Here is a 15,311-nt window from a genome sequence, read left to right on the forward strand (position 1 = left end):
TGCAATGGTAAATATAATAGAAACCAATCGATTTAAATTTTTTAATGTTGATGAAAATATTGTTATTTTTACTTATCAGGATGATTTAGAAAAATTAAACTTAAATTTAGATAAAATTGCTAAAAACACGCAAAATACTTGGCAACCAAACAGAAATCAAAAAGAGATAGATAAAAATACCCTACAAGGGAAAATTGTTGAGGAGTTATTTATTGATTTGATTGAGTACCAAAATTGTCAAAATGATAATATGAGACAATTATCATATACGGCTTATGACCAATTTAGGACTGATTTATTTAAAAAACATGCTCCTTTTGATGGTCTTATCTATGAAAAAAGTAATCCCAATATCGCACTTGTTAAGCAAAAAATAACGGAAACAATTCTTGCCAGCCATTATGGCATGTTAACTGATGATACTATTGAGTTTTGCCGAGCAAATAACGTTTATTTGGTAGAGATAAAGTCATCAAAGATCCCTAATAATATCTATTTATCAAAAAGTTGTAATTTACGAAAATATACTTCTCATCAAGCATTAATTAATCGTCTTAGACAACTAGATCTATTTAAATATCCTAAGTTCAATAGAAAAAATGGTGATATTATTCATAACACTTGCGATTATTTAGCTTGGATTAAAAATAATATCACTTCTATGTCACAAAAATCAGACAGTGAAATAATCGATGCCGAAATAAATTCGTCTTTAGATATATACACCAGAATTTTTATCAATGACAAAGTAACAACAGATGATGGCAAAAAAGTTTTTATCGGTTATCTATTGGGATATGTTTTAGGGTATCAGTTTTATGAAAATCTTAAAATTATGAACTTTGCTTCTAAAAAATCTAGCAAAGCGATTTATGTCACTTATCCAATCTCAAATACAACAAGTTTTAACCGCTTATTTGATGATAAAAGGCTGTGGTAAATACAACAAATTGTAGTCAAAATCCCTGAAATTTTGATGTCATGTTACTTATGATACCGCTTGAATCCTTAACGTCTCGACAATGAAAACAGAGTAATAGAAGTAACTACATATACATCAATATTGCCTATTATTTATATCACTACAATCTTATTGGATTTAACTTTTTAGTTAATAGTGTTAAATAATCACTATTGTTGATTATTTAGTCAGTTAGAAACCTCAATGCTTATCGTCAAGATTATAAGCGTCTTGATAAAGTTTTAACTGATTAAATTGGTTAACAATATTTATAGATACACGCCATTATCTAATTAAAATTATCTTACCATGAATTTGTTATAGGATAAATTTGTTTATTCAACCATATGTTCAAGGTCTTTTTTGAATCGTTAATATAATTTAATCAGAACAATAAATGATTGGAATTGCCCCTGCTTCTTTTACCGCATGTGAAAATGAAGATAATATCCATAAAACTTGAGAGATCTGTCCTTTAACTGATTCTCCATTTTGTATTTTTGCAAATTCATTTGTAATTTTATTTTTGGAAATAAAATTACAACTTATGATACATTTTCTATGTAATTTAAAATCTCCTAAGAGATCTGTTAAATATAAATCAATAGGTTGATAATATCCCTTCCTTAATCTATTAATTTGGGTAGTACTTTTAGGGGGGGTATATTTTTTTCGAAATTTTTTATTGAATTTTTTTATGAAATCAGTTTTACTAAAATACATATATCCTAAGTTTTTTATTGCTTGGCCAATAACATCGTGTAATTTACTAGCAGAATTACTAGCAGAATTGCGTGCAGAACCTGAACTATATTTTGAATGGATAAAATTAATACAGGAATCTCTTTTATTAAAAGTTATATGATCAGCCCATTCATTGCCTAAATCATCACAAAAAATATAATCATCACGTTTATGTCTATTTTCCACTAGCTCAAAAATTGATTTTTTTGAGAATCTAACACTATTTTTCCTAAAATTACCCTTCTCGCTAGTTATAGAATTCATATTTTTCACAGGTATTAACATATCTAATATGCTGTTTATTTCTGAAATCCCTGAATCATCTTGAAAACAGTTACCAATAAAATACATATATCTAGGGTCATCAAAGGTGATACTATAAAAACCATTTTTAATGATATAACTTTGTAATGTGACATCGCGTCCAGATATATTTACTTTCAGTTCTCTCAAAAATGATGAATCGAAGGTTAAAGTTTTACTGTTAATCCTGATATATGCTCGACCAAATTTAGTGAGTATATCTCCTTCTGAGTCAATTGAATAAATTCTTTCAAGATGACAAATTAACCTATCCAATTCTTTTGATTTGAGTTCAGCATCAATGCCTTTTCTGTTTGTATATTTAATTTTAATGCCATCTTCAATAAGTTGGTCATATAAAGATGAACTTTCAATTAAAATTGCATTTGGCTTCGTTTGTTTAAGTACTTCATGAAGTTTCTTCTGTTTTGCGAAAGTATCTAAAAAATCTTTTTTACCTCCACCATTTTTTATAAGAGTAAGTTGATTGTAAATCCAGAGAGCAGCATTATCAAAATTAATCCTATTAGATGACTCGACTAAACGTCCAGTACCTGAGATAGTTTTTACGGTTGACCCCTGTCTAAATTTCAAAAATAGTGGTATTGATCTTCCTGCTGCATGAGTAGAAAAGGTACCTTTCAAATCTGGAGCTTCATAAGAACGTTGCCTTATCGCTTTATCCGATACTGTCATATTTCTGAGGGATATTCTTTGAAAAGAAACATCGGAATCATTGAAAGTTTCAGCAATTGCTGTACTACTAATCAGCTCAAAATTTTTTTCAAGTATTTCTGATATATTAGAACAACTTTTTTTAATTATACCAATATACCTATCAAATTCAAAAATAATAATAAATGCATATATTCGATCTTTTAATGCGTTTTTAGTTAGCTCATTTTGAATAAAATAAACGGGTCTAATTGTTGGAAATATTCTAATTGAATACTGATATTTTATATTGTTATTAATTAGGTTTTTTTCTTTTCTAAAATCATCCAATATATATGATTGTTCGGGGTCAATGTTTGCACTTGATGTATCTAAAATTTCACGAATGATTGAATCGTTAATTGAAGATTGCAATGGTCCGTTTTTTAACTTATAAAATTGTGCATTTTTAGTTAACTCTAACTTATCAAGCATGGGTTTCCCCCCTCTTAACAAGAAAAATAAATCTTATTTATCTTATTTTCAAAAATAATATATAAATTATAATTAGTTGGTTAATTATTTTCAATAATATAATTATTTAAACTATACATAATAATTTATTTGTTTTTTTGCATAGGTATCGTTAATTGTGATCAAGACAAGAAAGTGCATTCCTTCTTACTTGTCAATTCAAATGCAATGTAATTATGTTCTATTAAAAGATGAGCTGTTTTTAGTTATGGAATTGGATATATCTAGATTGAATAATATGAAGATATTTCTTTTTTAGTTGCTCCAGTCTCAACGCTATTGTTGCTATAGCTATCAAACCTTTTTGTTATTATTCATCTGATGTTTCTTATCCGTGCTGAAATAATATTAGATGTAAATGGTTATTTTGATATTGATATTTTGAATCCATATGAACGATTTGATTCAAAATATGCATAGAGATTCATCTAGCTTGTTGTTTTCAATCAATTGATAAATTTTTGTTGTAATTATTTGGTATTTTTTAGTATTCAAAATAATAAAACCTAAGCAATTTCTCTTAAGCATTACAAATAAAGGCTTTGAAGCTATTTTATGGATACACGTCATTATCGAACCAAATGTATCCGGGTTTGTATCCGATTTTGCACTTGATATGGGGTAATCTCAGTTGATGCCGGTTGACAAACAAAATCCCTTGAAAGGTTGATTTGAAAAGGCTTTAGACATAAAAAAACCTGCTATAAGCAGGTCTTAAAATTTGGTGATTGGTGCCCGGACGCGGAATCGAAGAGGTCATTGTAAGTATTGGGGTTATTGGGTTGGGGGATTTGAGGTAGGGGGATGTATCCGTGTTTGTATCCGTATATCATATAAGTCGAATTCGAGTTATATGATTCATATCTGAAAATCTATAGCCCTTTTGTTGATTACGAAAAAGTAATTTATTTATAAAATAAATCGCTCATCTGCAATTAGCAACAGTACATTTGAATTTTGAATAAAAATAGGATTGACGCATTTATTTTTATTTAACATAATCGTAATGATCTTTTTTAACAAAAACTTACTCTAGAAATAAATATCAGATATTTTTATCTATAAATGTATTTTAATCAAGTAGGAAGACCACGACTATGGAAAAAGTAAAATCAATCGTTTACAGATGCTTAACAAATGCGGATTTCTTCAATATAAATAAACCACCAGGCATGGAGTCAGGAGGTGGGGGGCAAGCTTACATAGATTTTCCAACAAGTACAGTTAGTCTAGAACAATGGAGCAATTTCTTTTCAGGAGTAGATGAAGTAAAGATACAGCAAGAAACACAAGGCCCAAGTTGGACTTTTCCAATTTACAGTCTAAAATTAGATAAAACAAACGATTTAGCTAGTCAAGAACTAAAAATATATCAAAGGAGACCTCAGTCGGTCAGCATAACTAGTCAAAAACTTTTGTCTTCTCGCTCAAACCGAGTTAGAGCTTGGCATCCGGATGCTGGCTTTCCAGTTCCGATTGACAACACGGATAGAACACAGTGTCCTGATGGATTAATAGTTTATCTCGTTACAACAGATGCACGTAAAGTTTGGGCGGGCTGGTTTTTGAATGACGGAACAACTCCCCTACCAATAAAAGGTATACCTCCTCAATCGATTAACTCCATGTTTTCGAGTATTGAAGGCAATAGTGGAATAATAAATTTTAGAGATAACGATAACATATATATAAATTCAGCAGACAAAAACTACCCTCTTCAGTCTCATGGAGAAGAGACTTATATTTCAGCAATATATAATCCAGTTAACGATGAATCAAACTTTATAGATACTCTATTTAACAATGATAGTAGTTCTAGAAATGTCTTCACTAAAGAATATTTAAATATGATAAGGGTTAGAAATAAGTCCCTTGTTAATAATTTAAAACGTCTTTATGACAATACGTGTCAAATTACAGGAAAAGAATTTGCTTTTCAAAAAAAAGATGGTATCGATTACACAGAAGCTCATCATCTTATCCCCTTAGGTGAAGGGGGTTCTGATGAAATAAGTAATCTTATTGTTGTAAACCCACTTATACATAGAATGCTTCATCATGCAGAAGTTGAAGGGATAGACTTGAAAAATATAAGAGTAGATAGCAATGGATATGGACATTTGACTATAAAAATCAATAAAAAACAATATACAATCACTTGGACCCCTGAACATTTGGCCTCAATCTGAAGATAATGAGCCATATTAATATGGCTCTTTTTTCTATTTCATCTGAGATTTATTTTTGAAGGTATATGAGATATTCAGTTAACTCATTTTTCAAACGACTATTATTACTTTTAAAACGCTTATGTATAAAACTATCAATATAGATATCTCCAAAATTTGATAATAATGTTTGGAAATCTTCAATAGATAATAATCCATCTTCACTATAACTAATTAAGAAATTGTTACAATTCATATTTTCAACGATATCTTTAATTGATTGCCTTATTTTTGTTTTAGTACAAAAATTTGAATATTGCTCTCTCCATGGCCTTAAACCACTAATCCCAATAGCTTCAGGCTCATCCCCTCGAGCTAGCGTTTCTAAAATGTGATAATTAGCTGCATATTGTCTTTTCATATAAGGTGGATCTATATAGCACAAATCACACTGAATATTACTAGCATTTTTTTCTGCATACCCCTGCATGACAATATGATTATCAATATCCTCTTTCAAAAATAAATTAGAACATTCCAACCGAATAGAAGATAATGCTCTTCCATTCAATTTAGCCATATAATGACCATACGTTCCAGCTATGTTTGCGACATCATTAGACGCCATAATCAGATCATGTTGTAATAAACTATACTCATGGTTACTTAAAAGTTGTTCTTTCCAAAGTATATTAATTATATATCTTATCCCATCAATCTTTTTCGCATTTTCAGGATGAAAATAATTACGGGATTTCCCCGTATTAGAAGGAGTACCTTCAACCGAAAACTCTTTCCAAAAGTAGCCTTGAATTGGTTTTGTATTATTCAAAAAATTAATCACATTTTCATAAGGTGATTTGTTTGAATCTAACTCAAACTTATTTGAGATATAATTTATTAATTTATTAAATTCAGGTTGCTTTGAGAATTTAAGGTTAACTATTGAGTGATGGTATGAATATGTCATAAGATCATTTGCAATAACTTTATAATTTCTTTTTCTAAGCTCACTAGATACAACACCGGTTCCCGACATTAAATCACATACAGTTCCTCCTTCCATACATAATTCAGATATTTTATTAATTACTTTATCAACTATTTTTACTTTAGAACCTATATATCGATATCCCATAATTATTCCTTAATCCCGAAAACATCATTAGGACTTATATTCTTTAATACTTTGACAGCTATCAGTTCTTGCGCTTTATCTAAAGCTTTAAAAATAGCCTGATAATTTTCAAAATCTAATCCATAAAGTTTAGCCACTAATTTTTCAATACGCGCATCTAAATTTGGAGAAATGGGCATATTATTTTTAAGTTTATCCTTCAAACAATTAGATAATTTGTATATTGAACATATGTCTTCATTATGTAATTTATTCAAATCAGGAATGGGAACATTAATAATTTGCTTTTGAGTTAAATAAGGATGACTCTTCCACTCAATTTCTCCATTTGACATAGATATGAAAAAGAAAATTGCTCTGGAGTTCAATATTGCTAATAGAAACTCTAGAGGGATTTTTTTTTCAAATTCCCTTTTAAGCTTAAATATATATACTACTTGATTAGTATAGCTTGAAGTATAATCAATCGAAGCCGAAATGCCTATACCAGTCTTTCGCACAACAATCTTATCTCCCTTATAAATTGTCGTTTTTTTATAATTCACACCTGAGTTCGATATGTCTATCCAGAAATTATGATTAATTTTATAACGATTAATATCTTCACCAACTATAATAGAATAGAAATCTTTATCAAATGATTTGTGTATAATCACTTTTGAAATTGAGGTATCAATAGACCTTTTTTTCCCACAGCTTTTACATGTAAAATCTAATCCTTTAGGAAGTGGACTCCATAATTCACAAGATGAACATTGGATTATTTTCCCTTTTTTAGATAACTCTACACCACGATGATTATCTAAATAATCACCAAGTTTATTCTTATTTGATGCTATTTTTTGGTATGTTTTTTCTAAAGTTGAGTCAATATCTAGATTAAATAAATAATCGGGTTCTACATTAAAACGAGAAATGGCCACTTTATGTAGGTATTTTTTCTCAATAGCACTTAAAGTATTAGTACCATTAATTACATTATTTTTCTCCTCAGCAGGTAAACGAAAACAATCAATCTCATAAGGTTCATTGAAGTTTGTTCTTTTTTGAAAGATTACTACAGCACAAGCACGATTAATATCTTTAAATATTTTTTCACCAAATCGCCCTATAAATAAAATTTTAGTATTATCTAGCAAAAGTTTCCGCAATTGAGCTCGATCATGAGAAAAAAGTGAATCAGGAATGATCAAACCAGCAACACCATTTTCTTTTAATAATGAAATAGATAATTCAATAAATAAGTCTGATGTATCGTATTGCCCATACAACATCTGATAATCTTCTTTGTTAATCCATTTTTTATAATTTGATATATCAGCTCCCCAAGGCGGATTGGCAATTATAAGATCAAACCCATTACCATTACCTAAATTATTATTAATTTTATCCCAACCTATAAATCTATTATTGTTAAACGGACACAAGGCATTTGTGTTAAACCCATAAAAATTTTTTGTCAAATTTTTTTTTGCTTTTTTTAGAGCAGAATTATCTATATCAATACCAACATATTTACAATCTATTCTTTTATTTATTAATGAGGTTTTGATGGACTGGAGTAAAATGCCTTCACCACATGCTGGATCGAGAACATAACAATTAGTTTTTTTGGTGCATGATATATTTACATCAAAATAATTTATAATTTTATTGGAAACATATTCTGCAAGATATTTTGGAGTGTATACCACTCCATTTTTTTTTCTCTTATCGACTTCTTTTATTGATTTTTCTAACAAGTCTCGAATTACCTCTGAACGAGTTTTTCCATTAACAACTTTTTCTAAATCACAAAAAAGTTTATGAGGCAAAGAAACAGACACTTGAATTTTTTTTGATTTTTCACTCATCAAAAGCACCTATCTATTTGAAAATACTTCATTTATAATTATTGTCATAAATGACAAATTGTATGATTATCTCATAAAGGATAAATTATTTCCACTCAATTTAATAAACTTATCTTTATCATTATTTTAAAATAACCCTATTTTCAGAAAAGAAAATATAACTTTTTACTCAAGCTCAATGATAACGAATTCATAATTAATACCATCAATACCAATTCTTTCAAAGCATTGTTTTACTTGTTCAGATGTTGTTGGCAAGGCAAGCCATTCGCCCACTAACTCACCTTCGTTATATTTTCCTAAATTAGTTACAAATACTGAGATCGTACCTGAACCCACCGCAGTGGATTCAGGGTATGACGATACATTCGGTAATGTTTGCATAAACATCTCCTTAAATTTTTAGATATTAAAATAATTGATTTTTGAAAAGAGAATTAAATAGTAGAGTGCTTTTTAAGCAGTTTTGAATTCATAAGGCATGACATATTCAGTTCGGATTGAATCTAAGTAATCAGCCCACCACTGAACCATTTTTGTTCGTTCAATAATGTGCTGTGCTTTATGAATATAAGCAGCCCTTACACCATTACGTTCTTGATGACTCATCTGGCGTTCCACAGCATCTCGTGACCAGAGATTAGATTCAACCAAAGCACTACAGGCCATTGTTCTAAACCCATGCCCACAAAGTTCTGTTTTGGTATCATAGCCAATAGAACGTAATGCTTTGTTTATTGTGTTTTCGCTCATTGGCTTTCTTGCTGAGTGATCCCCAATAAATACTAGTTCGTACATGCCACTAATTTCATGAATCTGTTTTAAGATTTCAATTGCTTGATCACTTAGTGGAACTAAATGAGGTGTTCTCATTTTGGAACCTCGTTGAGAATGAGGTACACCATCAATTTCTTCCCTTTCAGCAGGAATAGTCCAAATTTTTTTATCGAAATCAGTTTCTAACCAACGAGCAAACCGTAGTTCACTAGAACGAATAAATATAAGTAGAGAGAGTTTTATTGCTAATTTAGTTAACTCTCGTCCTTTAAAATTATCAATGCGTTCTAAAAGTTCAGGTATTTTTTCGAGTTCAAGTGCAGGCCGATGATTCACTTTTACTTTACTCACTACCCCTTTTAGATCTTGAGCAGGATTATAAGAGATGTAACCATTTTGTATTGCATAGCGCATTATTGCTGAAGTACGTTGCTGTAATCGGCTAGCGACTTCAAACCGACCATTTTCTTCAACAGCTTTAATTGGAACAATTAACTGACGGGTAGTTAATGCTGAAATAGAATAAGCTCCAATTTTAGGAAATAAATACAATTCTAATGTTCGTAGTACTTTTGCTCTATGTGGCTCAGACCAAGTTTTGTTATTGGTACACCATTTACGTGCAACTTGCTCAAAAGTAACTTGTATTTCATCTTCAAACTGTTTTGCTTTCTTTTCTACCTGCGGGTCAATATTTCTAGCTAGTAATGATTTGGCTTCATCTCGTATCTTTCTAGCTTCGCTTAATAAAACATTAGGATATTGGCCTATAGACATTAATTTTACTTTAGCATTGAAATAATAGCGAAAACGCCAATATTTAGAACCATTTGAATGAACAAGTAAGAATAAACCATCACCATCAGAAAGTTTATATTGTTTATTGTGTGGTTTGGCGGATTTGATTTTTAAATCAGTCAAGGACATAACGAATTCCTCAATTATAAATATTTAGATATAAAAAAAGCCACATATTTGACTATGTGGCTTGGGTGATAGAAATTTAACTGTTAATTAGTTTTAGTCTTTATCCATGCTTCAACTTCTTTTAGGCGCCAACGCGAGGATCTTCCTAGTTTTATAGGGTGTGGAAATTTATTCTGCTTTATCAAAGCATAAAACCATTTATCAGTCATGCCTGTAAGTGTGGTGATATATTTCATATCAACTAGGTAATCAGGATGTATTTGTGCATCCAAAGGGGGTAAGAATGTTGACATTGTTGTACCTCTATTGAGTGATGTGGATTAATTACATTCAATAGATAGGTATCAACAATATTTTTTTACTATTTGATAATACATTCCTTATATCTACATTGATTAGATCCTTATTTTTTTAAGTTAGAATTAATATTATTCAAAATTTGATAAAGAGGATCATTATATACTGAGTCTATATATTGATCTGAATAAGTAGCACTAAAACAATGATTAGCCAGTTTAGGATCTGAAAGTACCTTTGGAAATGAGTTAGTTTCTATAATTAATTCACAGCTGGTTAATACTGGTTCTTGTTTCCCTACTAAAGACCACGTATTTTTTGGTCATAACTTTTGATTTTTAGATCGTTTTGAAATTTTTGTACAATCTCAATATTGGATTTATTTGCATTGTTATGAGGAAGTAGGACATCAGATATCATCTTTGAAATAATATTTTTTTGTGTCGCTTTTAATGACTCAAGTAACTCTCGGTAATTATTTGCTGAAATTTTTGTTTCTAATTTTTTGTCATAAATATTAACAATCTTCGGTATTTCTCCCTCTAGAAAATATAGGAATGTTTCACTACAAGCATTACTGTGAGCTAGGTTAATCATTCCATCTTGATCAATTTTAAGTAATCGATCTGAGTACTCAATCTCTTTACTATTAATTCGAGAGCTCATCGTCGTTGAAACTAAATATGAGTTACTAAAATAAATTTTATGCTTTTTCAGTTGATTATGAATATCTTTAATATCAATAAGCATTTCTTCTATTTTGTTATAAATAGTTTTATCTGATATATATTTCCAGCTATTGTCATAACCTGGATAATCGCCTGTTTTAGCCCAAAAAATATCTCCAACTAAAGAAGAATGTGAAGTAGAATAAATAAAATCGATTATTTGGTCACTAATACTATAGCCATTAAAATCACTACCTGAAATATTTTTTTTAATACTTTCTTTGTTACTTAAAAAATAATTTCGATTTTGTTGATAACGGATAAATGCTTTCGATTTACTAATATCATCCAATGCTTGTTCTAATAGGTTATAAGCCTCCAATTTCGCATTAGCGTAAATAAATTCTTGTGCATTTATATCGACATAATTATTATAAATAGTATATTTGTACCGTTTGTCTTTTGAAGCTTTAACTTCATCTATTCTGAATTTTTTATAATCTTCTGGAGAAACCTTAATGTTTGTTTCTACAAATTTGGATTTAAGAGTATTTAACTCATGATCTAATTGAGTATATAAGAAATTTTCTGCCTTTTTTGTATCTAGATTACAACTATATTCAACAATATCTCTTTGCTTTTCATCCTTTAAATATTGCCAGTTTACAGTTTTACATAAACTGCGATTATCTAAAACATTACCTATAGTTATTGTTTTATCTAATTGAGGATAAACTAAAGATTTTACTTTTGTAATATTTTCAGAATCTTCGCAACCAGTTAATAGTATTACGATAATAAAAAACAATTTTTTCATAAACTGACATTTCCATTAATCAAACACATAAGTTTCTGAACCTTTATTGGTATCAATTGTTACTTCAAGTATGTCACACCCTAATTTAGGTGTTACTTTGACTTTTTCTCCAAACTTAAGTTCGACAAGGTAATTTTGTGAAGGTGAAATAATTTCGCAGTTATTTCGATTTATGATGACTCTATTAATCTTTATACTATTTTCCCTAGAAGTAATAAAAGCCTGTTGCACAAAACCATCTATACGTTCGTTATAGTATCCATTTTTTTCAACAACTAAATTTGGTAAAGTGAATGCATGGCTACTAAATAATAGCAATGTTGTTATAATAAATTTTTTCATATTTATTCCTTATCTAAAAATTAAGTAAGATTAATAATTATTTATAAGTTTTTCATCTGGATATAAGTTAGGATCGGTAATAGTGAATTTTTCGTAAGATACTAAAATAGGTTGAAAACTAATTACATAGGCGGGTATGTTATTACTCTTAAAGTATTTTTTAGCGTCTTTAGTATAGTTGTAAACCATTTCACGTGTTTTACTGTAGTCAACTGATATATCAGTATCGCCTTCCACGTCAAATCTTCCTGTAATATTATTTGTTAAACCATCGATGACTTCAGACTCCCAAGCTTTAAGTGAGCCATCTTTTGATTTTTCTTCCCAAAACTTATCTTTTTGTTCTTTATTTAAAAAGCCATAACGTAATTCAAATATAACTGTAACAATATCAGCATTATTATAATAGTCACGTATCCCATTAAACTTAACAGGAACAAGTATAGTATCAACTCCATTTTTGATAACCGCTAAATGTCGATTTAATCTTTCTTGTTTAATATCATCGTTGTTTTGTGCATTTGCTATACTAATTGAAAATACAATAGATAAAAGTAATATAATTAAATGTTTCATAATTTTGTTCTATTATTCTGTTTTTATTAATTTAGTAAATTTAAATAACCAAGATTAAAAAGGGCTTTTCTCGTATTGGTTTGCATCATCTACTCTAGATAACCCTGGTTCAGTATATTTATAAGTTATATATTCAACTTTTGTTGGTTGTAGGCCAACAACGTAAAATGGCGCATCTTTATACCATTTCCTAGCTTCTAAAGTTAAAGCAAATACATGATCACGACTTGAACGAATTGGAAGCCCATGAGTGTTTAACCAGCTATCAAGATCGTCTTCAATAATATCAATAAATGCATCTCGTCTATCAGTATTATCCATATCCCATAGTCGAACATCTTTTTCGGTTTTACCATCAATAAGAACATAACTAAGATCGAACTCCAATCTAACAACTACTTTTTTAGGTTCACATAACCCTCCTTCATCAACATCAATACATTGAACGTGGTCTAAAGTAATCTTTTTATGTTGTATTTCCCTTTTAAGTAATTCATTAAAAGTTTTTAAACGTTCAGGATAGACTGGAACATAATTATATTGTGGTATTGGTTGCATGTTACTTAATTGAGATTCATTCGTATATATTTCGCTATCATGGTAAGGATTGTTATTTGCTAATGAACTTCCTGCAAATAGTAGAGATACAGCTATAAAAAAGGTTGAATTTATTTTTGACATTTTGTTATTCCTTTCATCTTCTGTAGATTATAATTAGCTAGGTGATACTTTTTAAAATTAGTATTGGCATTTTGATTCTAAATTTTTTCCTGTTATTTTTGAAAAAATTTCTTGAACGTGTATAAGATCTTGTTGTGTAAATTTATTGGTTGCTTTATTAAATATTTCAATTTCCTCTTCGTTTAATTGAGAAACTGAATTCTCAGCAATACATTCACAATATTTAATTGAACGATTTGAATAATCGGTTGCAAGAATACAACCATCTTTCATATTTTTGATAGCATCTGATTTTGGATCAGAACATCCTTGCAATAGCAAACAGGATAAAATGATTATTAGAATTATTTTTTTCATTTTATACCTTTAAAATAACCTGAATAACCACGAAATTCCTTTTGCTGATGCAACTCCAAGCATATAAGGAGTGTTACCATTTGAAGGAAGAGTAAAGTAGTTATAAATCGCAACTAAGAAAGCAATAACAAAATAAGCGAAAATAATTTTTTTAAACATTTTTTATTTCCTTATTCTAAAAATTAATAATAATTAAATGTGTTAAATATTTGACTAACAAAATTTGAAATTTGATTAGTCGACTGATTAATTAAACTGCTAAATTCTGGATCAAGATTTGAAGATAAAGTAATAAGGCTCTTTTCGATTTCAGTATCTGTATAATGTTCTTTAATGCTTGATAAATCAGAAAGTGATTTTTCTAGCAAATTAGTAAAAGTCAAACGGACAATAAATTTAAAAATAATTTCTTCTTCTTCATTGATATCGTCATATGTTTGGATAATAGATAAAAAATGTTGTGAGTATCGTCTATTATTCATACTTGGCAATGATCTTATACTTTCATTAGCTATTTGTTGACATAGCCTTTCATCAACACCTCGATATCGAATATTAAAGATAATTAAAAAACAAGCAAAAGCTTGCATTTCAATGGTAGCAATATCATTTTTTAATTCTCTAATTTGTTTTTTTTCTATAATTTTATTTCTAAATTGTTTTATAAATGAAACAACAATACTTATAAATTCATTACAAATGTAAGTATGAGGGCTTTCTCTTTTATCTAAAAAAAAGATTGTTGAAATTGAGCTGACTAATTTTATCTTACATAATAAATTATAGATTTCATCGGATGGAATATACTTGAATGTTACATCTTTATCTATTTGATTTAATGAATCTTTAGTGGATTTTTCAATCTCATTAGATTCAATGGTAGAGTTTGTATAGCTTTTATTATTTATATATTGGCAGTTTTGATCGGAAAAAATTGTTGTTTGTGAAGTGTCTAGTGATTCTTCTTGTTTTTCATTTTGTTGTTCAATAAATAATTGTAACAGTAAACATAAACGGTAAATATCGGCTGCACTAGGCATTGATAAAGAGATTAACTTAGAACCATTAATAAATATATTAGATTTTTCTGAGTAAATTTTTTTTATATCAGAAAAATTTATTCTAATAGGAGATTCAAAAGGTTCTTTAAAAATTATTTGATCATTTGTAATTAATACACCATCTTTAGCTCCACCAAATACAGTATTATCAATTAATATATAAATTTCTTCAGCCCTTAATCCTTGACCATAACAAGATAGTGCATTTGATAACTTTGTATTTGGTATTGTTGGTGCTAAATAAATTTTTTCAGTACCATAAAAATTATTTTTAGTTAAAAACTCCAGCAAGGTATTTTTCATAATAAAAATACTCTCCATTATCAATTTTTTATTCAAAAATATTTCAATTTAGTTTTTTTAATTTTTACTGATCGTTACACTAAAGTCATATCGTTTAAACAGATCAATAAGATCTTATTGATCGTTAAAAACGATCAATAAATCTTCAAA

The 15,311-nt window shown here is 28.9% G+C and carries 14 protein-coding genes and 1 pseudogene; 2 read left to right on the top strand and 13 right to left on the bottom strand.

Going from position 1 to position 15,311, the window contains the following annotated elements; all coding sequences use genetic code 11:
- Window positions 1-4 precede the first annotated feature (4 nt).
- The gene (locus H3T80_RS09530; RefSeq protein ID WP_198201533.1) at window positions 5-940 is read left to right on the top strand and encodes a hypothetical protein; all 936 of its coding nucleotides are present in this window, start codon (window positions 5-7) and stop codon (window positions 938-940) included.
- 402 nt (window positions 941-1,342) lie between these two features.
- Here H3T80_RS09530 and H3T80_RS09535 read toward each other — a convergent pair whose 3' ends face one another.
- Window positions 1,343-3,157 (bottom strand): hypothetical protein, encoded by a 1,815-nt coding sequence (locus tag H3T80_RS09535; RefSeq protein WP_198201534.1) that lies wholly within the window; start codon window positions 3,155-3,157, stop codon window positions 1,343-1,345.
- A 1,136-nt stretch (window positions 3,158-4,293) separates the two neighbouring features.
- On the opposite strand from H3T80_RS09535, the gene H3T80_RS09540 reads away from it, so the two are divergent.
- Entirely contained in the window at window positions 4,294-5,385 is a 1,092-nt protein-coding gene (locus H3T80_RS09540; RefSeq protein ID WP_198201535.1) for an HNH endonuclease signature motif containing protein, read from the top strand.
- Window positions 5,386-5,434: 49 nt separating this feature from the next.
- Here the strand turns inward: H3T80_RS09540 and H3T80_RS09545 are convergent, their stop codons facing one another.
- The 12 genes and pseudogenes from H3T80_RS09545 to H3T80_RS09600 form a co-directional block, all read right to left on the bottom strand.
- Window positions 5,435-6,502, bottom strand: coding sequence for a DNA adenine methylase (locus H3T80_RS09545; RefSeq protein ID WP_198201536.1), 1,068 nt, complete (start codon window positions 6,500-6,502; stop codon window positions 5,435-5,437).
- A gap of 2 nt (window positions 6,503-6,504) precedes the next feature.
- Window positions 6,505-8,355, bottom strand: coding sequence for an N-6 DNA methylase (locus H3T80_RS09550; protein ID WP_198201537.1), 1,851 nt, complete (start codon window positions 8,353-8,355; stop codon window positions 6,505-6,507).
- Between the two features lie 189 nt (window positions 8,356-8,544).
- Window positions 8,545-8,739: pseudogene (locus tag H3T80_RS09555) on the bottom strand (antirestriction protein ArdA); the annotation flags it as partial.
- Between the two features lie 72 nt (window positions 8,740-8,811).
- Window positions 8,812-10,059, bottom strand: a complete 1,248-nt coding sequence (locus H3T80_RS09560; protein WP_198201539.1) for an integrase arm-type DNA-binding domain-containing protein — start codon at window positions 10,057-10,059, stop codon at window positions 8,812-8,814.
- A gap of 83 nt (window positions 10,060-10,142) precedes the next feature.
- Window positions 10,143-10,352, bottom strand: a complete 210-nt coding sequence (locus H3T80_RS09565) for an AlpA family transcriptional regulator (RefSeq protein ID WP_198201540.1) — start codon at window positions 10,350-10,352, stop codon at window positions 10,143-10,145.
- A 304-nt stretch (window positions 10,353-10,656) separates the two neighbouring features.
- On the bottom strand, window positions 10,657-11,841 hold the full coding sequence (locus H3T80_RS09570; protein ID WP_198201541.1) for a hypothetical protein: 1,185 nt from the start codon (window positions 11,839-11,841) through the stop codon (window positions 10,657-10,659).
- A 15-nt stretch (window positions 11,842-11,856) separates the two neighbouring features.
- Window positions 11,857-12,183: a hypothetical protein gene (locus tag H3T80_RS09575; protein ID WP_198201542.1), complete on the bottom strand. Its 327-nt coding sequence runs from the start codon at window positions 12,181-12,183 to the stop codon at window positions 11,857-11,859.
- A 30-nt stretch (window positions 12,184-12,213) separates the two neighbouring features.
- Window positions 12,214-12,759 (bottom strand): hypothetical protein, encoded by a 546-nt coding sequence (locus tag H3T80_RS09580; protein ID WP_198196422.1) that lies wholly within the window; start codon window positions 12,757-12,759, stop codon window positions 12,214-12,216.
- 54 nt (window positions 12,760-12,813) lie between these two features.
- Entirely contained in the window at window positions 12,814-13,440 is a 627-nt protein-coding gene (locus tag H3T80_RS09585) for a hypothetical protein (RefSeq protein WP_198201543.1), read from the bottom strand.
- Window positions 13,441-13,497: 57 nt separating this feature from the next.
- Complete coding sequence (locus H3T80_RS09590) at window positions 13,498-13,797, bottom strand: hypothetical protein (RefSeq protein ID WP_198201544.1); 300 nt, start codon at window positions 13,795-13,797, stop codon at window positions 13,498-13,500.
- A 9-nt stretch (window positions 13,798-13,806) separates the two neighbouring features.
- Window positions 13,807-13,956: a hypothetical protein gene (locus H3T80_RS09595; RefSeq protein WP_198201545.1), complete on the bottom strand. Its 150-nt coding sequence runs from the start codon at window positions 13,954-13,956 to the stop codon at window positions 13,807-13,809.
- Window positions 13,957-13,979: 23 nt separating this feature from the next.
- Window positions 13,980-15,161 (bottom strand): hypothetical protein, encoded by a 1,182-nt coding sequence (locus tag H3T80_RS09600; protein WP_198201546.1) that lies wholly within the window; start codon window positions 15,159-15,161, stop codon window positions 13,980-13,982.
- Window positions 15,162-15,311 lie beyond the last annotated feature (150 nt).

This window comes from Gilliamella sp. W8145 (assembly GCF_016101145.1).
GTDB lineage: Bacteria > Pseudomonadota > Gammaproteobacteria > Enterobacterales > Orbaceae > Gilliamella > Gilliamella apis_A.